Source organism: Burkholderia sp. Se-20378 (assembly GCF_017104665.1).
GTDB classification, from domain to species: Bacteria; Pseudomonadota; Gammaproteobacteria; order Burkholderiales; family Burkholderiaceae; genus Burkholderia; species Burkholderia lata.
Map to the genome: position 1 here is coordinate 1 of NZ_JAAGPG010000068.1, position 19,989 is coordinate 19,989.

Sequence of the window (19,989 nt, forward strand, 5' to 3'; positions counted from 1 at the left end):
GGCGGCGAGCGTCGATCCGGCCGTGCACGAAGCGCGCGGCCACCCAGGCGAAGCACAGCGCACCGATGAGGATCGCCGCCTGCCAGATCATCACCGGCTGGTGGAAATCGCGGATGACCGATGCCAGCCGGTGCGACAGCAGGCGGCTCTGCAGATTCTCCATCGTCCGTCCGGCCCGCCGTTACTGCGCAGCGCGCCGTTCGAGCACCGCGGCGAAGAAGCCGTCGGTCGCGTGGCGGTGCGGCCACAGCGACAGGTAGTCGCCCGTCTCGAGCTCGATGCGCTGGTCGGCCAGTACCTGTTGCGCCGGCACCAGCACGAAATCGGGATGATCGGCCAGGAACTGTTCGACGATGCGTTCGTTCTCGGCGTCGAGCACGCTGCAGGTCGCGTAGACGAGCCGGCCGCCCTTCTTCACGAGACGCGCGGCGCTCGCGAGGATCGACGCCTGCTTCGGTGTCAGCTCGTCGATCGCCGTGCGCGTCTGGCGCCACTTCAGGTCGGGATTGCGGCGCAGCGTGCCGAGGCCGCTGCACGGCGCGTCGACCAGCACGCGGTCGATCTTGCCGGCGAGCCGCTTGATCTTCGCATCGTGTTCGCTGTCGATCAGCACCGGGTTCACGTTCGACAGCCCGCTGCGCGCGAGGCGCGGCTTCAGCTTCGCGAGGCGCTTTTCCGACACGTCGAACGCATAGAGGCGCCCGGTCGAGCGCATCATCGCGCCCAGCGCGAGCGTCTTGCCGCCCGCGCCCGCGCAGAAATCGACGACCATCTCGCCGCGACGCGGCGCGACCAGCGAGCACAGCAGTTGGCTGCCTTCGTCCTGCACCTCGATCGCGCCTTCCTCGAACAGCCTCAGGCGCGTCAGCGCCGGCTTGCCGACCACGCGCACGCCGAACGGCGAAAACGGCGTCGCGCCCGCATCGATGCCTTCCGCGCGCAACCCGTCGATGACCTGATCACGGCTGGCCTTCTGCGCGTTGGCGCGCAGGTCGAGCGGCGCCGGGTAGTTCAGCGCGGCCGCGAGCTGCGCGAGCTCGTCGGCGTCGAAACGGGCCGACAATGCCTGGTGGATCCAGTCGGGCAGGTTCGTGCGAATGCGCACCGGCAGGCTCGCCGGGTCGATTTTCGACACGTGCTCGAGCCACGCGGACTCGGTGTCCGACAGGAACGGCTTCAGCGCATTGCGGCCGGCCGTCTGCATCAGGCCGAGCAGCGTGAGGCGCCGCGCGGGCGTGCCCGTGCCGCTCTCGGCAAGGTGCGAAAACTCCATCTTCCGGCGCAGCACCGCGAACACGGCCTCGGCGATCACGCCGCGCTCGGCATGCCCGAGCTTCGGATGCGCGCGGAAGAACCGGCTCGTCGTCGCATCGGCGGGGCCGGCGAACTTCAGCACCTCCGCCAGCAAAGTCTCGGTCTGGCCGATCAGGAATCCGTGCAGTTTCATACACCCTCACTCGTTTCGGTATGCGGTTGATCCGCGAAAATCCAGCGCGCCTCTTCCGGCGCCACCACTGCACGGCCGTTCTCGAGGCGCAGACGCCCCTCGATGAACCAGCGCACCGCGCGCGGATACAGCACATGCTCGACCGTCAGCACACGCTGCGCGAGCGCGGCCGCGTCGTCGCCCGCGCGTACGGGCACCGCGCCCTGCGCGACGATCGCGCCGCTGTCGAGCTCGGGAATGACGAAATGCACGCTTGCGCCATGCAGCGCGACACCTGCGTCGAGCGCCTGCTGGTGCGTGTGAATGCCCTTGAAGCTCGGCAGCAGCGACGGATGGATGTTCAGCAGCCGCCCTTCGTATCGTCTGACGAATGCAGGCGTGAGAATGCGCATGAAGCCGGCGAGGACCACGAGATCGGGCGCGAATCGGTCGATCTCGGCGGCGAGCGCCGCGTCGAAGCTGTCGCGGCCATCGAACGACCGGTGGTCGACCACCGCCGTCGCCACCCCGTGCGACGCGGCAAATGCCAACCCGGCCGCGTCGGGCCGGTTGGCGATCACGGCGGCAATCTCGGCCGGCCAGCGTTCCTGCGCGCACGCGCGGACGATGGCCTCCATGTTGCTGCCGCGACCGGAAATCAGGATCACGAGTTTTTTCATCCGCGAATTTTACCATTCGCCCCCGCGTTTCCCCCCTTCTCGGCCGCCGACCCGCCCGAACGTTTATAATCTTCTGCTTTGCGGCACCCCACCGCCCATTCCCCGACGCTGCATCCGCTATCGTGAAAGTCTTCCGCGGCCTGCCCAACGCCGAGAGCCGCGCCCCGTGCGCGCTGACGATCGGCAACTTCGACGGTGTCCATCGCGGCCACCAGGCCCTGCTCGCGCGCGTGCGCGCAGCAGCGGACGCGCGCGGCCTGCCCGTGTGCGTGATGACGTTCGAGCCGCACCCGCGCGAATTCTTCAACCCGGCCGGCGCGCCGCCGCGCATCGCGATGCTGCGCGACAAGCTCGAGGCGCTGCGCGATCACGGTGTCGACCGCGTGGTCGTCGAGCACTTCAACCACACGTTCGCGAGCCAGTCGCCGCAGGCGTTCGTCGAACGCACGCTGGTGAACGGGCTGCACACGCGCTGGATGATGGTCGGCGACGATTTCTGCTACGGCGCGAAACGCGCGGGCACCTTCGACACGCTGCAGGCGGCCGGCGCGCAGTACGGCTTCGAGGTCGAGCAGATGGGGACGGTGGCCGGCAGCGACGGCACGCGCATCTCGAGCTCGGGCGTGCGCGCCGCGCTCGCGGCCGGCGATCTCGATGCGGCCGCGCAGGCGCTCGGCCACGGCTATGCGATCAGCGGCCACGTCGCGCACGGGCTGAAGCTCGGCCGCGACCTCGGCTTCCCGACGCTGAACCTGCCGATCGCCCACAAGCGGCCGGCGCTCGCAGGCATCTTCGTCGTGCAGGTGCACGGCCTCGGCCCCGCCCCGCTGCCGGGCGTCGCGAGCCTCGGCCTGCGCCCGACCGTCGACGATTCGGGCCGCGTGCTGCTCGAAGTCCACCTGCTCGACTGGCATGGCGACGCGTACGGCAAGCTCATCCGCGTCGAATTCCTGAAGAAGCTGCGCGACGAGGCGAAATTCGACGATCTCGAGGCGCTGTCGCGCGCGATCGCACTGGACGTCGCGAATGCACGCGCGTACTTCATCGAGCGCGACCGTGCGCCGGGCAGCCGCGCGACGGGCTTCTCGACGTCGGCCACCGACCGAATTAGCTGATCCGGACGGCGGCGCCGCGCGCCGCACCCTCGCGCCGCTCAGTCGCGCGCATACCCGATTCACGACGCTCGCGCGTCCCTCGAGATTTAGATAGCGATCCCATCATGAGCAACAAGAAAGCCGATTCGAAACCGCAGGCCAAGTATCCGGTCAACCTGCTCGACACGCCGTTCCCGATGCGCGGCGACCTGCCCAAGCGCGAGCCGCAGTGGGTCAAGGAATGGGAGGAGCGCGGCATCTACGAGAAGATCCGCGCGGCCAGCGCCGGCCGTCCGAAGTTCATCCTGCACGACGGCCCGCCGTATGCGAACGGCGACATCCACCTCGGCCACGCCGTCAACAAGATCCTGAAGGACATCGTCGTCAAGTCGCGCAACATGGCCGGCTTCGACGCACCGTACGTGCCGGGCTGGGATTGCCACGGGATGCCGATCGAAATCCAGATCGAGAAGCAGTTCGGCAAGTCGCTGCCGGCGGCCGAAGTGATGAGCAAGGCGCGCACGTACGCGACCGAGCAGATCGAGAAGCAGAAGGTCGGCTTCAAGCGCCTGGGCGTGCTCGGCGACTGGGCCAACCCGTACAAGACGATGAACTTCGTCAACGAGGCGGAAGAGATCCGCGCGCTCGGCAAGATCATCGAGAAGGGCTACGTGTATCGCGGGCTGAAGCCGGTGAACTGGTGCTTCGACTGCGGCTCGGCGCTCGCGGAAGCGGAAGTCGAGTACAAGGACCGCACCGATCCGACGATCGACGTGATGTTCGCGTTCGCGGAACCGGAAAAGACCGCGCAGGCGTTCGGCCTGCCGGCGCTGCCGCGCGCCGAAGGCGGCATCGTGATCTGGACCACCACGCCGTGGACGATCCCGGCGAACCAGGCGCTGAACCTCCATCCGGAAATCGTCTACGCGCTGGTCGACACCGAGCGCGGGCTGCTGATCATCGCGGAAGAGCGCGTCGAAGCCTGCATGACCGACTTCAAGCTGACCGGCCGCGTCGTCGCAACCGCGCCGGGCGTGAAGCTCGCGGGCCTGCGCTTCCACCACCCGCTCGCGTCGGCTCACCCCGGCTACAAGCGCACCGCGCCCGTCTACCTCGGCGACTACGTGACGACCGACACGGGTACCGGCGTCGTGCACTCGTCGCCCGCGTACGGTATCGAGGACTTCGTGTCCTGCAAGGCGCACGGCATGACCGACTCGGACTTCATCAACCCGGTGATGGGTGATGGCCGCTATATCGAATCGCTGCCGCTGTTCGGCGGCCTGTCGATCTGGGACGCGAACCCGAAGATCGTCGAGGCGCTGAACGCGGCCGGCTCGCTGCTGCGCAGCGAGAAGTACACGCACAGCTACATGCATTGCTGGCGCCACAAGACGCCGATCATCTACCGCGCGACGTCGCAGTGGTTCGCGGGCATGGACGTCACGCCGCGCGACGGCGGCAAGACGCTGCGCGAAACGGCGCTCGAAGGCGTCGACGCGACCGCGTTCTACCCGTCGTGGGGCAAGCAGCGCCTGTTCAGCATGATCGCGAACCGTCCTGACTGGACGCTGTCGCGCCAGCGCCAGTGGGGCGTGCCGATGGCGTTCTTCGTGCACAAGGAAACCGGCGAGCTGCATCCGCGCACGCTCGAGCTGCTCGAGGAAGTCGCGAAGCGCGTCGAGCAGTCGGGCATCGAGGCATGGCAGACGCTCGACCCGCGCGAGCTGATCGGCGACGACGCGAACCTGTACGAAAAGAACCGCGACACGCTCGACGTGTGGTTCGATTCGGGCACGACGCACTGGCACGTGCTGCGCGGCTCGCACAAGGATCAGCTGCAGTTCCCGGCCGACCTTTACCTCGAAGGCTCGGACCAGCACCGCGGCTGGTTCCACTCGTCGCTGCTCACCGCGTCGATGATCGACGGCCGCGCGCCGTACAAGGGCCTGCTCACGCACGGCTTCACGGTCGACGGCGAAGGCCGCAAGATGAGCAAGTCGCTCGGCAACGGCATCGACCCGCATGAAGTCGCGAACCGCCTCGGCGCGGAAATCATCCGCCTGTGGATCGCCTCGACCGACTATTCGGGCGAGCTCGCGATCTCCGAGGAAATCCTGAAGCGCGTGACCGAAGGCTATCGCCGCATCCGCAACACGCTGCGCTTCCTGCTCGCGAACCTGTCGGACTTCGACTTCGCGCAGCATGCGGTGCCGGTCGAGGAATGGCTCGAGATCGACCGCTATGCGGTCGCGTTCTCGCAGCAACTGCAGACGGAGCTGCTCGGCCACTACGAGAAGTACGAATTCCACCCGGTCGTCGCGAAGCTGCAGACGTACTGCTCGGAAGATCTCGGCGGCTTCTACCTCGACGTGCTGAAGGACCGCCTGTACACGAGCGCGGCCGATTCGCGCGCACGCCGCTCCGCGCAGACGGCGCTGTACCACCTGACGCACGGCCTGCTGCGCGTGCTCGCGCCGTTCCTGTCGTTCACGGCGGAAGAAGCGTGGAAGGTGTTCCAGCCGGCCAGCGACACGATCTACACGGAAACCTACTACGCGTATCCGGAAGTTGCCGGCTCCGCCGCGCTGATCGAGAAGTGGGCGCTGCTGCGCGATGTGCGCGGCAACGTGACGAAGGCGCTGGAAGAAGCACGCACCGCGAACCGCATCGGTTCGTCGCTGCAGGCCGAAGTCGCGGTGCACGCGAGCGGCGCACGCTACGACGCGCTCACGAGCCTCGGCGAGGATCTCAAGTTCGTGCTGATCACGTCGGCTGCGACGGTCGTCAAGGTCGACGACGAAGCGCAGGAAAGCGTCGACGTGGCCGCGTCGAAGTATCAGAAGTGCGAGCGCTGCTGGCACTACCGTGAAGATGTCGGCGCGCATGCCGATCATCCGACGCTGTGCGGCCGCTGCTTCTCCAACCTGTTCGAAAACGGCGAAATCCGGAGCGCTGCTTAAATATGGCGAAAACCCTGTCGAAACCGGCCAGCGGCGCGCTTGCGCCCTGGCTCGGCATTTCGCTGATCGTGATCCTGTTCGACCAGCTGTCGAAGATCGCGATCCTGAAAACGTTCGCGTACGGCGCGCAGCACGAGCTGACGTCGTTCTTCAACCTCGTGCTGGTGTACAACCGCGGCGCCGCGTTCGGCTTCCTGTCGACCGCAGGCGGCTGGCAGCGTTGGGCGTTCACCGCGCTCGGCATCGGCGCGACGCTCGTGATCTGCTTCCTGCTGAAGCGTCATGGCCAGCAGCGGCTGTTCAGCCTGTCGCTCGCCATGATCCTCGGCGGCGCACTCGGCAACGTGATCGACCGGCTCGTCTACGGCCACGTGATCGACTTCCTCGATTTCCATCTCGGCGCCTGGCACTTCCCGGCGTTCAACCTCGCCGATTCCGCGATCACGGTCGGCGCGGTGCTGCTGATCTACGACGAACTGCGTCGCGTGCGCGGCTCGCGCTAAGCGCGCATACTCGGCGTCGACGGCCGGCTTCGCGCCGGCCGTTCCGTTTGACCCTTGGAGGCCTGAGTTGGCACACGCAGAACTCGCAGGAAAACACCTCGTTCTCGGCCTGACGGGCGGCATCGCCTGCTACAAGATCGCCGAGCTCACGCGGCTGCTCGTGAAGGCCGGCGCGACCGTACAGGTCGCGATGACCGAAGCCGCCACCCAGTTCATCACGCCCGTCACGATGCAGGCGTTGTCGGGCCGGCCCGTCTACACGAGCCAGTGGGACGCGCGGGTCGACAACAACATGGCGCACATCGACCTGTCGCGCGAAGCCGATGCGATCGTGATCGCGCCTGCGTCGACGGACTTCCTCGCGAAGCTCGCACACGGGTTCGCGGACGACCTGCTGTCGACGCTGTGCGTCGCGCGCGATTGCCCGCTGCTCGTCGTTCCCGCAATGAACCGCCAGATGTGGCAGAACCCGGCCACGCAGCGCAATGCCGCGCAACTGCGCGCAGACGGCGTGTCGGTGCTCGGCCCGGATTCGGGCGCGCAGGCGTGTGGCGAAGTCGGCGACGGCCGCATGCTCGAACCCGAGGCGATCTATGAAGCGATCGTCGCGCACTTCGCGCCGAAGGTGCTCGCGCACCGGCGCGTGCTGATCACGGCCGGGCCGACGTTCGAACCGCTCGACCCGGTGCGCGGCCTCACGAACCGCTCAAGCGGCAAGATGGGCTTCGCGCTCGCACGCGCCGCGCAACAGGCCGGCGCCGACGTGCATCTCGTCGCAGGGCCGGTGGCGCTCGACACGCCGTGGGGCGTTTACCGCCAGGACGTGCAGACTGCGCAGCAGATGTACGACGCGGTCATGCATGCCGTCGCCGATGCCGACATCTTCATCGCGGTCGCTGCGGTCGCCGACTGGCGCGTCGCCCAGCCGGCCGAGCACAAGATGAAGAAGACGGCCGACCACAAGGTGCCCGCGCTCGCGTTCGTCGAGAATCCCGACATCCTCGCGTCGGTCGCGGCGCTGCCCGATCCGCCGTTCTGCGTCGGCTTCGCGGCCGAAAGCGGCGATCTCGACGTGCACGGTGACGAGAAGCGCAAGCGCAAGAACGTGCCGCTGCTCGTCGGCAACCTCGGCCCGCTGACGTTCGGCCGCGACGACAACGAAGTCGTGCTGTTCGAGGCCGCCGGCCTCACGCGCCTGCCGCGTGCGCCGAAGGACGAACTCGCACATACGCTCGTCGCGGAAATCGCGAAGCGCCTGCCCGACAACCGCCTGATCTGATCTCCTGCGCGGCAGCGTTGCTGCCGCGCCCTTCCCGACCCATCCGACGACCGCATGAAACTCGACCTGAAGATTCTCGACGCGCGCATGCGCGACTACCTGCCCGCCTACGCGACTACCGGCAGCGCGGGCCTCGACCTGCGTGCGTGCCTCGATGCACCGGTCACGCTGCAGCCGGGTGAAACGACGCTCGTGCCGACCGGCCTCGCGATCCATCTCGCCGACCCCGGCTACGCGGCGCTGATCCTGCCGCGCTCGGGCCTCGGCCACAAGCACGGCATCGTGCTCGGCAACCTCGTCGGCCTGATCGATTCCGACTACCAGGGCCAGCTGATGATCTCGACCTGGAACCGCGGCCAGACCGAGTTCGTGCTGAATCCGTTCGAGCGGCTCGCCCAGCTCGTGATCGTGCCGGTCGTGCAGGCGCAGTTCAACATCGTCGACGACTTCGCGGAAAGCGATCGTGGCGAGGGCGGCTTCGGCAGCACCGGCCGTCACTGAACGGCGCAACAAAAAAGGGGCCTCGCGGCCCCTTTTTCTTGTCCTTCACCATCATTCCTCGACGGCTTGCGCGATCCGCGCGGGCGTCAGATCGCGCTGCCGCGATTGAGCCACGATCGCGTAGATCACCATCGCGACCAGCACGCCGAGCAACACGGCCGACGAACCGACCGTGCCGAGCGCGAGCCCGCCCTTCGCAACCGGCTTCGTCAGCAGGTCGCCGACCGTCGCGCCGAACGGGCGCGTCAGCACGAAAGCAGCCCAGAACAGCAGCACGCCGGAGATCCGCGTGAAATAGTGCGCCAGCACGATCACCGCGAGCAGCCCGCCGATCAGCAACGCGCCGCCGCCGAAGCCGAGCCCCGAGCTGTCGGCGAGAAAGTCGCCGAGCGCGGTGCCGAGCGTGTTCGAGAACAGGATCGCGATCCAGTACAGCAGCTCGACCTTGCGCGTGCGGATCAGGTCGACCGACAGCGATTCACCGCTGAGGCGCCACACCGCGAAAATCGCCAGCAGGATCGCAACGAGGATCGACGAGCCGGCCGCATAGCCGAGACCGAGCGTGCGGTCCATGAAGTCGGACATCGTCGTGCCGGCCGTGCTGGTCGCGACGATTACGGCCCAGTAGATCGCCGGGCGATAGCGCGTCGTCCTGAGCTGCGCGCCCAGCGTCACGAGAAAGAAGCCGAACAGCAGGATGGAGCTCACCGCGTAGCCGACGTTCAGCGTCATCGACAGCAGGTCGCCGCCGGTTTCGCCGAGCGTCGTCGCGCAGATCTTCATGATCCAGAACGCGAGCGTGATTTCGGGAAGTTTGTTCATTCGAACCCCTTTTGCAGGAAAGCGGCGGGCCGGCGCGGGCCGGCCTGCCTTGCAGACAGGATCGAATGTAGTCGCCGCGGGCTTAACGGAACCTTAGCGAACAGGGAAGCGGCGTGGGCGGGCCACGCCGTGGCGATCAACGCGCGTGCTGGTGTCGGTAATGCAGCGCGTACGCGAGCGTCAGCAGCACGGCGAACACGACGCCAACCACCATCGTCATCCGGAATTCGCGCGTGAACGCGGTCGTGAACAGGATCGCCGCGACCAGGCCCGCACCGAGCAGGCTGCCGAACGGGTGCCCCCACATCCGGAACGCGAGCGCGGGGCCGCGATACTGCGAACGGAAGCGCAGGTGCGTGACGAAGATCATCAGCCACGTGAACAGTGCACCGAACATCGCGATCGCCATCATCACGGTGAACGCGGTGTCCGGGGCCAGCGCAACCAGTACGGCCGCGACCGCGACGCCGCTCGTCGAGATCCACAGCGCCGCGCGCGGCACGCCGTTCGTGCCGAGCCGGCCGAACACCGCGGGCGCGAGCCGTGCGCGCGACAGGCTGAACATCATCCGCGTCGTCACGTAAAGCTGGCTGTTCATCGCCGACAATGCCGCGATCAGCAGCACGAAGTTGATCACGCCTGCCGCGTACGGCACGTGGGTCGCGGCCATCACCTTCACGAACGGGCTTTCGTCGGTGCCGGCCTGCGTCCAAGGCACGATCGCGAGCATCAGCGACAGCGTCAGCAGGTAGAACAGCACGAGCCGGAACACGGTCGAGCGGAACGCGCGCGTGACCGCGTGCTGCGGATCGCGCGCCTCGCCGGCCGCGATCGCGACGGCTTCGATGCTCATGTAGCTGAAGATCGCGACGATCACCGCGACCCAGGTGCCCCACGGCCCTTTCGGCATGAAGCCGCCGTGCGCGGTGTAGTTCGCAAAGCCGACGCCCGATGCGGCCGGCGCCGACCACACGAGGTAGGCGCCGAGCACGATGAACACGACGATCGCCGCGATCTTCAGCAGCGAGAAGGCGTATTCGACCGTGCCGTACAGCGTGACGCTCGCGAGGTTCACGGCGATCAGCAGCGCGGAGAAGCCGATCACCCAGTACCAGCCGGGCACGGCCGGGAACCAGTACTTCATGAACACGGCGATCGCGCTGATCTCGGTACCGATCGCGAACACGACCGCAAACCAGTACGCATAGCGCACGAGGAAGCCCGCCAGCGGGCCGACATAGTGCTCGGCATACGCGCCGAACGACCCGGCCGTCGGATGCGCGACCGTCATTTCCGCGAGCGCGCCCATCAGCAGCAGCGCGATCAGTGCGCCGATCGCGTACGAAACCAGCACGCTCGGGCCGGCGAGCCCGATCGCGAACCCGCTGCCGAGGAACAGCCCCGTCCCGATCGCGCCGCCGATCGCAATCATCGCCATCTGCCCCGATGTCAGCGCATGGCGCAAACCCTGTTCGCGCGCGACGATGTCGTCGAACGACCGTTGTTGTTGTGTCACTGCGTTGCCACTCCCCTGCACCACCATCGCGCCGCCGGCGCCAGATAAAACGAAACGGCGCGGAAAACATCCCGCGCCGTTCGCATGAACTACCCGATTATCGCTTACTCGACTTCGACCGCCTCTTCGTTCGGCTTGTGCGGCGGATTCGCCAGCTTGTCGAACGACAACTGCACCTTGTCGCTTTCGTCGACATCGACCGTCACGTGGCCGCCGTTGACGAGCTTGCCGAACAGCAGCTCGTCGGCCAGCGCGCGCCGGATCGTGTCCTGGATCAGCCGCTGCATCGGCCGCGCACCCATCAACGGGTCGAAGCCGTGCTTCGCGAGATGCTTGCGCAACGCGTCGGTGAAGAGCGCATCGACCTTCTTCTCGTGCAGCTGTTCCTCGAGCTGGATCAGGAACTTGTCGACCACGCGCATGATGATTTCCTCATCGAGCGAGCGGAAGCTGATGATCGAATCCAGGCGGTTGCGGAACTCCGGCGTGAACAGGCGCTTGATGTCGGTCATCTCGTCGCCCGTCTCGCGGCGCGTCGTGAAGCCGATCGTCGCCTTCTGCATCGACTCGGCGCCCGCGTTCGTCGTCATGATGATGATGACGTTGCGGAAATCCGCCTTGCGGCCGTTGTTGTCCGTCAGCGTACCGTGGTCCATCACCTGCAGCAGCACGTTGAAGATGTCCGGATGCGCCTTCTCGATTTCGTCGAGCAGCAGCACGCAGTGCGGCTTCTTCGTGACGGCTTCGGTCAGCAGGCCACCCTGGTCGAACCCGACGTAGCCCGGCGGCGCGCCGATCAGACGGCTCACCGCGTGACGCTCCATGTATTCCGACATGTCGAAGCGGATCAGCTCGATGCCGAGCGTGAACGCGAGCTGGCGCGCCACTTCGGTCTTGCCGACGCCCGTCGGGCCGGAGAACAGGAACGCGCCGATCGGCTTGTCCATCTTGCCGAGGCCCGCGCGCGCCATCTTGATCGAGGCAGCCAGTGCGTCGATCGCCGGATCCTGGCCGAACACGACGCTCTTCAAGTCGCGGTCGAGCGTCTGCAGCTTGCTGCGATCGTCCTGCGACACGCTCTGCGGCGGCACGCGCGCGATCTTCGAGATGATTTCCTCGATCTCGCTCTTGCCGATCGTCTTCTTCTGCTTCGACTTCGGCAGGATGCGCTGGGCGGCGCCCGCTTCGTCGATCACGTCGATCGCCTTGTCCGGCAGGTGACGGTCGGTAATGAAGCGCGCCGACAGCTCAGCCGCGGCCGACAGCGCACCCGACGAATACTTGACGCCGTGATGCTCCTCGAAGCGCGACTTCAGCCCGCGCAGGATCGCGACCGTCTGCTCGACGGTCGGCTCCGACACGTCGACCTTCTGGAAGCGCCGCGACAGCGCCGCATCCTTCTCGAAGATGCCGCGATATTCGGTGAACGTGGTCGCGCCGATGCACTTGAGCGTGCCCGACGACAGCGCCGGCTTCAGCAGGTTCGATGCATCGAGCGTGCCGCCCGACGCGGCGCCCGCGCCGATCAGCGTATGGATTTCGTCGATAAACAGGATCGCGTGCGGACGCTCCTTCAGCTCTTTCAGCACCGTCTTCAGACGTTGCTCGAAATCGCCACGGTACTTGGTGCCCGCGAGCAACGCGCCCATGTCGAGCGAGTAGACCTGCGCGTTCGCGAGGATATCCGGCACTTCGCCGCGCGTGATGCGATAGGCGAGCCCTTCCGCGATCGCGGTCTTGCCGACGCCGGCCTCGCCGACGAGCAGCGGATTGTTCTTGCGGCGACGGCACAGCACCTGGACCACGCGCTCGACCTCGGGCTCGCGACCGATCAGCGGATCGATGCGGCCGTCCTTCGCCATCTGGTTCAGGTTCTGCGTGAACTGCGCGAGCGGCGTTTCCTTCTGCGCATTCGCGTCTTCGCTTTCCGCGTTCGCATCGGCCGACTTCGCGGCTTCGCCGTTGTTCGTCTTCGCGATGCCGTGCGAAATGAAGTTCACGACATCCAGGCGCGTGACGCCCTGCTGCTGCAGGTAGTACACGGCATGCGAATCCTTCTCGCCGAAGATCGCAACCAGCACGTTCGCGCCGGTCACTTCCTTCTTGCCGTTCGACGTCGACTGGACGTGCATGATCGCGCGCTGGATCACGCGCTGGAAACCGAGCGTCGGCTGGGTATCGACATCGTCGGTGCCCGGGACGGTAGGTGTGTTGTCGTGGATGAAATTGCGCAGGTTCTGACGCAAGTCCTCGATGTTTGCCGCGCACGCGCGCAACACCTCGGCTGCCGTCGGATTATCCAGCAGGGCCAGCAGCAAATGCTCGACCGTAATGAACTCATGGCGCGCCTGGCGTGCTTCCATGAACGCCATGTGCAGGCTGACTTCCAATTCCTGGGCAATCATGCTTCCTCCATCACGCACTGCAGCGGATGCCCGGCCTGCCGCGCATGGGTAACGACTTGCTCAACCTTGGTCGACGCGATGTCCCGCGTATAGACCCCACAAACCCCTCGCCCTTCGCGATGGACCTTCAGCATGATCTGCGTGGCCGTCTCGCGATCCTTCTTGAAATACTCCTGGACCACCATCACGACGAATTCCATCGGCGTGAAGTCGTCGTTCAGCAGCACCACCTTGTACATCGAAGGCGGCTTGAGCTTCTGCTGCTTGCGTTCCAGGACGGTGCTGTCCTGCTTGTCCGGGATAATCGCCATACACCCATTCTAAACAACTCGGACAGGCCCGCAATCCTGCCATTACCCGACCGACCGGCCGGCGCCCTCCCCGGAATCCCGGAACACGCGATCTTCTTCGCGCCATACGAAAGCCGGCTGCGGTGCCGGCTTTCACGCGTGGCGCAGAACACGAACCGTCAGGGGGAACGGCACCGAACGTCGTGTCCGCATCCAGTATCCCACAAGCCGGGACGACTCGAACGCGTGTCACTCGAGCCTGGTATATGAGCCGATTATGCGGCTTTTCAAGACCTCGCGCTTGGCCGCGTGCTGCTAAGCAAAGCCGGAAAAACCCTGAAAATGGGTTCTTTACAACGTCCCTCTAAACGTCTAAAAATTCCACTTGACACTCCAATAAAGAGCGCCAACAATCAAGCTGGCACTTTTTTCAATTTGCCGGTTGGCAAAATGAAAGAGGCCGAGGTGAGCTTGTGAGGGGGGAACGGCTGCATTTTCCGGTCGTTTAGCTTTTCGAGCGTGCTCGTGGTAAGTAGCAGCGACTGTGTGACAGGGGAAGTAGGAAATGGCAACTGGTATCGTTAAGTGGTTCAACGACGCGAAGGGCTTCGGTTTCATCACTCCCGATGAGGGCGGTGAGGATCTGTTTGCACACTTCTCGGCTATCACCATGAATGGCTTCAAGACGCTGAAGGAAGGCCAGAAGGTGAGCTTTGACGTCGTTCAAGGACCGAAGGGCAAGCAAGCGTCGAACATCCAGGCCGCATAAGGCACCGGATATCAGACGAAGAAACCCGGCGCATGGTTTGCGCCGGGTTTCTTTATTTGAGGCCGGCCAATCGATAATCGATTGGCCGGCCTTTTCGTTCAATCCCGATAATTGAACACGCATTGTCTTGTCTCGCGCGCAGATCGGATTCTCATCCGACGCGTGAAACATAATCACCACTTCGTTACACGACCTTCAGCGTGCCCATCATGCCGAGATCCTCGTGTTCGAGAATGTGGCAATGAAACATGCGCTCACCGGGCATGTCTTGCGTGACGAGAATCGTCACGGTTTCGCCGCTGCACACGTTCACCGTATCGCGCCATGCGCGGAACGGTTCGCTCGTGCGCGAACCGCCCGACGCGCGCTCGATCACCTGGAACTGCGTGCCGTGCAGGTGGAACGGATGATCCATGTCGGTGCCGTTGCGGATCGTCCAGCGCTCGACGTCGCCCCGGCGGCTCGTCAGCGTCGCGCGATGCGGCGCGTAGGTGTCGCCGTTGATCGTGAAGCGCATGCCCGCCGGACGGCCGTGCGCCGCGCCCTTCATCATCGCGTCCATGTCCATCTCTTCGCCGAACGCAACCTCCTTGTGCGCGACCGGCTCGCCCAGCGGCGCCACCGTGCGCAGGGTCGCGGGCAGCGCACGGGCGGTGGCCGGCGCGAATGCGACGTCAGCCAGGGCCAGCGCCGGATCGGGCGGCAGGCTGCCGTGCCCGTCATCGTGCGACATCGACATCTTGCGACGGTCGTATTCGGCCGCCTGCAGCACCGCACGCGACGCGCGATCACCGGCGCGCACCAGCAGCTCGGCCCGTTCGCCCGGCGCGATCAGCAGCGACGTGACACTGCGCGGCGCGTCGAACAGCCCGCCGTCGGTGCCCGCGTGCTCGAACGCACGGCCGTCATCGAACGCGACGCGCAAATAGCGCGCACTGCACGCGTTCCACACGCGCCAGCGCTCGTCGCCCGCGACGTCGATCCGCGGACGCCGTGCGCCGTTGACCAGTACGAACTGGCCCTCGCGGCCGTTCATCCAGTCCATCATGTCGTTCGGTGCAATCGTGCCGTCGCGCGCAAGCTTCAGGTCCGACACGAACAGGTTGCGCTCGGGCCAGCCCGCCAGCGGATCGTCCGCAGCGCGCACGACGAACGGGCCGGCGAGCCCGCGGAAGACCTGCTCGGCCGTCATCATGTGCGGATGCGGGTGGTACCAGTAAGTGCCGGCACTGCCCTTCGGCAACGTAAAGCGGTACACGTGCGACGCGCCGGGCGCGACGGGATCGGAAGGATTGCCGTCCTGGTCAGGCGGCACGGGCAGGCCGTGCCAGTGGATCGTCGACGGCTGCGGCAGCTTGTTCACGAACTTGATCTCGACCGTGTCGCCCTCGCGCACGTCGATCAACGGACCGACGACGGGGCCCTGCGTGCCCGCGCCGAACTGCCAGAACGTGGTCGGCCGTGCGCCGTGCAGCATCGGGCGCGCCACGGGCTGCGCCACCAGCGTGGCCCGGAACGTGCCGGGCTCGCGGCTTTCGTTCACTAGCGTGCGCAGCGCCGCGAGCGGCGCGCCGGCCGGCAGCGCGTCGGCGGCCGCGAGCGCGGCCGGTACAGACTTCCCGTGCTGCTCATGCCCCGCAGTCCCTGACATGCCCGACATGCCGGGCATGTCGTCCATCGCGTCCATGCCAGCCATGCCGGCGTGACCGGCATGCTGCGCCCACGCGGCGCGCGCGAACAGCGACGCAGCCGCGACACCGATGGCGCGCGACAGGAAGGTTCTCCGTATCATCAATCGTTCCTCGTTATCCATGCTGGGTCGCGCGGCCGCCGCGACACCCGCGCCGGCCGGCTGAAGCGCCGATGCGCGACGCAAATCCTGATGCCCGCGTCATCATAACCGCAGGCCCAAATCCAGAAGCGCCGCGGCCCGCCGGGCGGCGATACGCCGCAGGGCTCGACAACGCCGCCCCCGATTCGGCATGCATCGACCCGCATCGTCGATCGGCGATGCACGGCCGTTCGCGCGCGGCCGAAACGCCACCCAACCCTGCCCTGAGCGGCTCCCACGCGGTCGCCCGGCGCCTGCCGTTCGACCCCGCCACGGCGCCGGTCGCATCACCGATCCGCAAACCCGCCAATATTTCACGATGTGGAACAAATCTCTGCGTTGTAAAAATTCGTGGTGCAGGGCACAAATTTCCCGTTTCGCGATGCCAAAAAACGTTCCGCAATACAAAACGACGAGAATAATTATTTGTTTTTAAAAGAGAATTTTTGTTTAGTGAAGCCGTTCTACATGCACCATCCGACCGGGTCGCGGACGTAGACTTTGTTCCATGCACTGACGCTTCGCCACGACGTTCGATACGGAACCCGGCGCAAGCAGCCAGTCGGGCCACAGCCGGCCGAACCGGCAGGCGGCACAACAGAATCGCTTGTGATCAGAAAGGGAGAACGGAAATGAAGGGATTTCGCTTTGGTTCAGCGCTCGGGTCGTTCTACATCCTGCCGGGTAACGGCGGCTGGGAAGCGACGTTCGGCAACGCCCTGCTCGGCGCATTCTCGTGCCCCGAAGTGGCAGCCGACCACATCTCCCGCGGCGACTGCGAGCAACTGTCCGAACTGGACACGGCAACGCTCGAAGTGCCGCACGAAATCGCCGAATGGGAAATCGTTCACGTCTGAATGGCAAGCCAGCAACGAAAAACGCCCCGGGCGTCCGGGGCGTTTTTCTTTTGTAGCCGGCGGCAGGCAGCAAAGCCCGCCATCGCGGTACACGCATCGGCCCGCGCGATCGCGCGGCCTGCGTCAGGCGACCGCGTCGACGATGCCGTTCAGCGTCGCGCTCGGGCGCATGGCCTGGCTCGTCAGGTCGACGTTCGGACGGTAGTAACCGCCGATAGCCTGCGCCTTGCCCTGCGCGGCGGCCAGTTCTTCCAGAATGCGCGCTTCGCTGTCGGACAGCGCCTTCGCCACACCTTCGAACTGCGCCTTCAGCGCTGCGTCCTCGCTCTGCTCGGCCAGCGCCTGCGCCCAGTACAGGCACAGGTAGAAGTGGCTGCCGCGGTTGTCGAGGCCGCCAACCTTGCGCGCCGGCGACTTGTTCTCGTCCAGGAACTTGCCGGTCGCCTGGTCGAGCGTCTTCGCGAGCACGACCGCCTTCGGGTTCTGGTAGGCGTTGCCGAGGTGTTCGAGCGACGCGGCCAGCGCGAGGAATTCACCGAGCGAATCCCAGCGCAGGAAGCCTTCCTCGACGAACTGCTGCACGTGCTTCGGTGCGGAACCGCCCGCACCCGTTTCGAACATCCCGCCGCCGGCCATCAGCGGCACGATCGACAGCATCTTCGCGCTGGTGCCGAGTTCCATGATCGGGAACAGGTCGGTCAGGTAATCGCGCAGCACGTTGCCGGTGACCGAGATCGTGTCCTTGCCCGCGCGGATGCGCTCGAGCGAGAAACGCGTCGCGTCGACCGGCGTCATCACGCGGATGTCGAGGCCGTTCGTGTCGTGATCCTTCAGGTAACGCTCGACCTTCGCGATGATCTGCGCGTCGTGTGCGCGCGCCGGATCGAGCCAGAACACGGCCGGTGCGCCGGTCGCGCGTGCGCGGTTGACCGCGAGCTTGACCCAGTCCTGCACCGGTGCGTCCTTCGTCTGGCACATGCGCCAGATGTCGCCCGCTTCCACGGCATGCTCGAGCAGCACGTTGCCCGCTTCGTCGGTGACGCGCACGACGCCGTCCGCCGGGATCTGGAACGTCTTGTCGTGCGAACCGTATTCTTCAGCCGCCTGGGCCATCAGGCCGACGTTCGGCACGCTGCCCATCGTGACCGGATCGAACGCGCCATGCTGCTTGCAGTCCTCGATCACGGCCTGGTAGACACCTGCGTAGCAGCGGTCCGGAATCACGGCCTTCGCGTCGTACAGCTGGCCGTCCGGGCCCCACATGCCGCCCGAATCGCGGATCATGGCCGGCATCGATGCGTCGACGATCACGTCGCTCGGCACGTGCAGGTTCGTGATGCCCTTGTCCGAGTTGACCATCGCCAGGCGCGGGCGCACGGCGTATTCGGCCTTGACGTCGGCTTCGATCGCTTCGCGCGTATCGGCCGGCAGATCCTTCAGGCGCGCGTACAGGTCGCCGATCCCGTTGTTCGGGTTGAAGCCGACCTGCGCCAGCACGTCCGCGTGCTTCGCGAGCGCGTCGCGGTAGAACACCGACACGAAGTGACCGAACAGGATCGGGTCCGAGACCTTCATCATGGTCGCCTTCAGGTGCACCGAGAACAGCACGTCCTGCGCCTTCGCATCGGCGATCTGCGCGTCGATGAAGCTGCGCAGCGCGTTGCGGCTCATCACCGATGCGTCGATCACTTCACCGGCCTTCACGGCCGTCTTTTCCTTCAGCACCTTCTTCGCGCCGTCGGTCGTCGTGAGTTCGATCTTCACGCTGCCGGCGTCGGTGATCAGCGTCGACTTCTCGCTGCCGTAGAAGTCGCCTTCGCTCATGTGCGCGACGTGCGCCTTCGACGTGGCCTGCCACGCGCCCATCTTGTGCGGATGCTTGCGTGCGTAGTTCTTGACCGACAGCGGCGCGCGGCGGTCGGAGTTGCCTTCGCGCAGCACCGGGTTCACCGCGCTGCCCTTGATCTTGTCGTAGCGGGCCTTGACCGCCTTCTCTTCGTCCGTCGACGGATCTTCCGGATAGGCCGGCAGCTTGTAGCCCTGCGCCTGCAGTTCGGCGATCGCGGCCTTGAGCTGCGGCACCGATGCGCTGATGTTCGGCAGCTTGATGATGTTCGCTTCCGGCTTCAGCGTGAGCTGGCCCAGTTCGGCCAGATCGTCGGAACCCTTCTGCTCGGGCGGCAGGATGTCTGCGAATGCCGCGATGATGCGGCCGGCGAGCGAGATGTCGCGCGTCTCGACGGCAACGCCGGACGAGCGCGTGAAGGCCTTGACGATCGGCAGCAGCGAATAGGTCGCGAGCGCGGGCGCTTCGTCAGTGAGGGTGTAGATGATCTTGGGCGAAGTGGACATGGTCGATGCGTTGCTACGTGAAAATTTGGACTGAGAACGCCGGCGGGTAACCGGCGGGGAGCGACCGGGTCGGTCGCGAAAGGGGCACGCCGGCTCAGCCGGGCGGTGGTGTTGCGAGGGCCGTCATGTTCTACCTTGCAGGGGCTCCGGGCCGCATCGCGGCGCCGCGGCCCGCATGCCGGACCGCCCTGCCAACAAACCTGCCATCCACGAAACGCTCCGGCGCCGGCAGTAGGCGCCGGGGCGGCCGGACATGCGCCGGCCCACCCCGGAAGGGGACTTACATGTTCTCGATCAGCACTTCACCGAAGCCCGAGCACGACACCTGCGTCGCACCTTCCATCAGGCGCGCGAAGTCGTACGTGACGCGCTTCTGCAGGATCGACTTCTCCATCGCGGCGATGATCGCATCGGCTGCTTCCGTCCAGCCGAGGTGGCGCAGCATCATTTCCGCCGACAGGATCTCGGAACCGGGGTTCACGTAATCCTTGCCCGCGTACTTCGGTGCGGTGCCGTGCGTCGCTTCGAACATCGCGACCGAATCCGACAGGTTCGCACCCGGCGCGATCCCGATGCCGCCGACCTGCGCGGCCAGCGCGTCGGAGATGTAGTCGCCGTTCAGGTTCAGCGTGGCGATCACGTCGTATTCGGCCGGGCGCAGCAGGATCTGCTGCAGGAACGCATCGGCGATCGAATCCTTG

General features: G+C 66.0%; 16 protein-coding genes and 1 pseudogene. 7 read left to right on the plus strand and 10 right to left on the minus strand.

Translation table 11 applies throughout. From position 1 onward, the window contains the following. The 3 genes and pseudogenes from G3N93_RS10725 to purN all read right to left on the minus strand — a co-directional run. Positions 1 to 163: pseudogene (locus tag G3N93_RS10725) on the minus strand (mechanosensitive ion channel protein MscS); the annotation flags it as partial. Positions 164 to 181: 18 nt separating this feature from the next. Then, positions 182 to 1,447 carry an RsmB/NOP family class I SAM-dependent RNA methyltransferase gene (locus tag G3N93_RS10730; RefSeq protein WP_174941520.1) on the minus strand — a complete coding sequence of 422 codons (1,266 nt, stop codon included), beginning with the start codon at positions 1,445 to 1,447 and terminating at the stop codon, positions 182 to 184. After that, positions 1,444 to 2,106 (minus strand): phosphoribosylglycinamide formyltransferase, encoded by a 663-nt coding sequence (gene purN / locus G3N93_RS10735; protein WP_011352958.1) that lies wholly within the window; start codon positions 2,104 to 2,106, stop codon positions 1,444 to 1,446. The genes G3N93_RS10730 and purN overlap by 4 nt, the downstream gene beginning before the upstream one ends. Before the next feature lie 122 nt (positions 2,107 to 2,228). On the opposite strand from purN, the gene G3N93_RS10740 reads away from it, so the two are divergent. The 5 genes from G3N93_RS10740 (at position 2,229) to dut (ending at position 8,446) form a co-directional block, all read left to right on the plus strand. Beyond that, a complete protein-coding gene (locus G3N93_RS10740; RefSeq protein ID WP_011352959.1) occupies positions 2,229 to 3,221 on the plus strand; it encodes a bifunctional riboflavin kinase/FAD synthetase in 993 nt (330 codons plus the stop codon). A gap of 104 nt (positions 3,222 to 3,325) precedes the next feature. Beyond that, positions 3,326 to 6,163 (plus strand): isoleucine--tRNA ligase, encoded by a 2,838-nt coding sequence (gene ileS / locus G3N93_RS10745; protein WP_174941516.1) that lies wholly within the window; start codon positions 3,326 to 3,328, stop codon positions 6,161 to 6,163. A 2-nt stretch (positions 6,164 to 6,165) separates the two neighbouring features. Then, positions 6,166 to 6,666, plus strand: coding sequence for a signal peptidase II (lspA, locus tag G3N93_RS10750; protein WP_039368190.1), 501 nt, complete (start codon positions 6,166 to 6,168; stop codon positions 6,664 to 6,666). Between the two features lie 67 nt (positions 6,667 to 6,733). After that, positions 6,734 to 7,945 (plus strand): bifunctional phosphopantothenoylcysteine decarboxylase/phosphopantothenate--cysteine ligase CoaBC, encoded by a 1,212-nt coding sequence (coaBC, locus tag G3N93_RS10755; RefSeq protein ID WP_069248663.1) that lies wholly within the window; start codon positions 6,734 to 6,736, stop codon positions 7,943 to 7,945. Between the two features lie 54 nt (positions 7,946 to 7,999). Beyond that, positions 8,000 to 8,446, plus strand: coding sequence for a dUTP diphosphatase (dut, locus tag G3N93_RS10760; RefSeq protein ID WP_059531700.1), 447 nt, complete (start codon positions 8,000 to 8,002; stop codon positions 8,444 to 8,446). 51 nt (positions 8,447 to 8,497) lie between these two features. On the opposite strand, the gene G3N93_RS10765 is transcribed toward dut, so the two are convergent. The 4 genes from G3N93_RS10765 to clpS all read right to left on the minus strand — a co-directional run bounded on the left by G3N93_RS10765 (position 8,498) and on the right by clpS (position 13,500). Next, positions 8,498 to 9,268: a hypothetical protein gene (locus G3N93_RS10765; protein ID WP_174941983.1), complete on the minus strand. Its 771-nt coding sequence runs from the start codon at positions 9,266 to 9,268 to the stop codon at positions 8,498 to 8,500. Between the two features lie 136 nt (positions 9,269 to 9,404). Beyond that, positions 9,405 to 10,784 carry an amino acid permease gene (locus tag G3N93_RS10770; protein WP_206132996.1) on the minus strand — a complete coding sequence of 460 codons (1,380 nt, stop codon included), beginning with the start codon at positions 10,782 to 10,784 and terminating at the stop codon, positions 9,405 to 9,407. Between the two features lie 104 nt (positions 10,785 to 10,888). Further along, positions 10,889 to 13,189, minus strand: coding sequence for an ATP-dependent Clp protease ATP-binding subunit ClpA (gene clpA, locus G3N93_RS10775; protein ID WP_174941508.1), 2,301 nt, complete (start codon positions 13,187 to 13,189; stop codon positions 10,889 to 10,891). After that, the gene (gene clpS, locus G3N93_RS10780) at positions 13,186 to 13,500 is read right to left on the minus strand and encodes an ATP-dependent Clp protease adapter ClpS (protein ID WP_006398529.1); all 315 of its coding nucleotides are present in this window, start codon (positions 13,498 to 13,500) and stop codon (positions 13,186 to 13,188) included. The genes clpA and clpS overlap by 4 nt, the downstream gene beginning before the upstream one ends. Before the next feature lie 544 nt (positions 13,501 to 14,044). Between clpS and G3N93_RS10785 the strand changes: the two genes are divergently transcribed. Next, on the plus strand, positions 14,045 to 14,248 hold the full coding sequence (locus G3N93_RS10785) for a cold-shock protein (RefSeq protein ID WP_006478030.1): 204 nt from the start codon (positions 14,045 to 14,047) through the stop codon (positions 14,246 to 14,248). Between the two features lie 184 nt (positions 14,249 to 14,432). Here G3N93_RS10785 and G3N93_RS10790 read toward each other — a convergent pair whose 3' ends face one another. After that, positions 14,433 to 16,040: a multicopper oxidase family protein gene (locus G3N93_RS10790; protein WP_206132997.1), complete on the minus strand. Its 1,608-nt coding sequence runs from the start codon at positions 16,038 to 16,040 to the stop codon at positions 14,433 to 14,435. 671 nt (positions 16,041 to 16,711) lie between these two features. Between G3N93_RS10790 and G3N93_RS10795 the strand changes: the two genes are divergently transcribed. Next, complete coding sequence (locus G3N93_RS10795) at positions 16,712 to 16,936, plus strand: hypothetical protein (protein ID WP_006490888.1); 225 nt, start codon at positions 16,712 to 16,714, stop codon at positions 16,934 to 16,936. 123 nt (positions 16,937 to 17,059) lie between these two features. Here the strand turns inward: G3N93_RS10795 and G3N93_RS10800 are convergent, their stop codons facing one another. Together G3N93_RS10800 and G3N93_RS10805 are read right to left on the minus strand one after the other, a co-directional pair. Beyond that, positions 17,060 to 19,288, minus strand: coding sequence for an NADP-dependent isocitrate dehydrogenase (locus tag G3N93_RS10800; protein WP_206132998.1), 2,229 nt, complete (start codon positions 19,286 to 19,288; stop codon positions 17,060 to 17,062). A 280-nt stretch (positions 19,289 to 19,568) separates the two neighbouring features. Continuing rightward, positions 19,569 to 19,989: isocitrate/isopropylmalate family dehydrogenase (locus G3N93_RS10805; protein WP_241026498.1), on the minus strand; the 421-nt coding region annotated here is incomplete at its 5' end.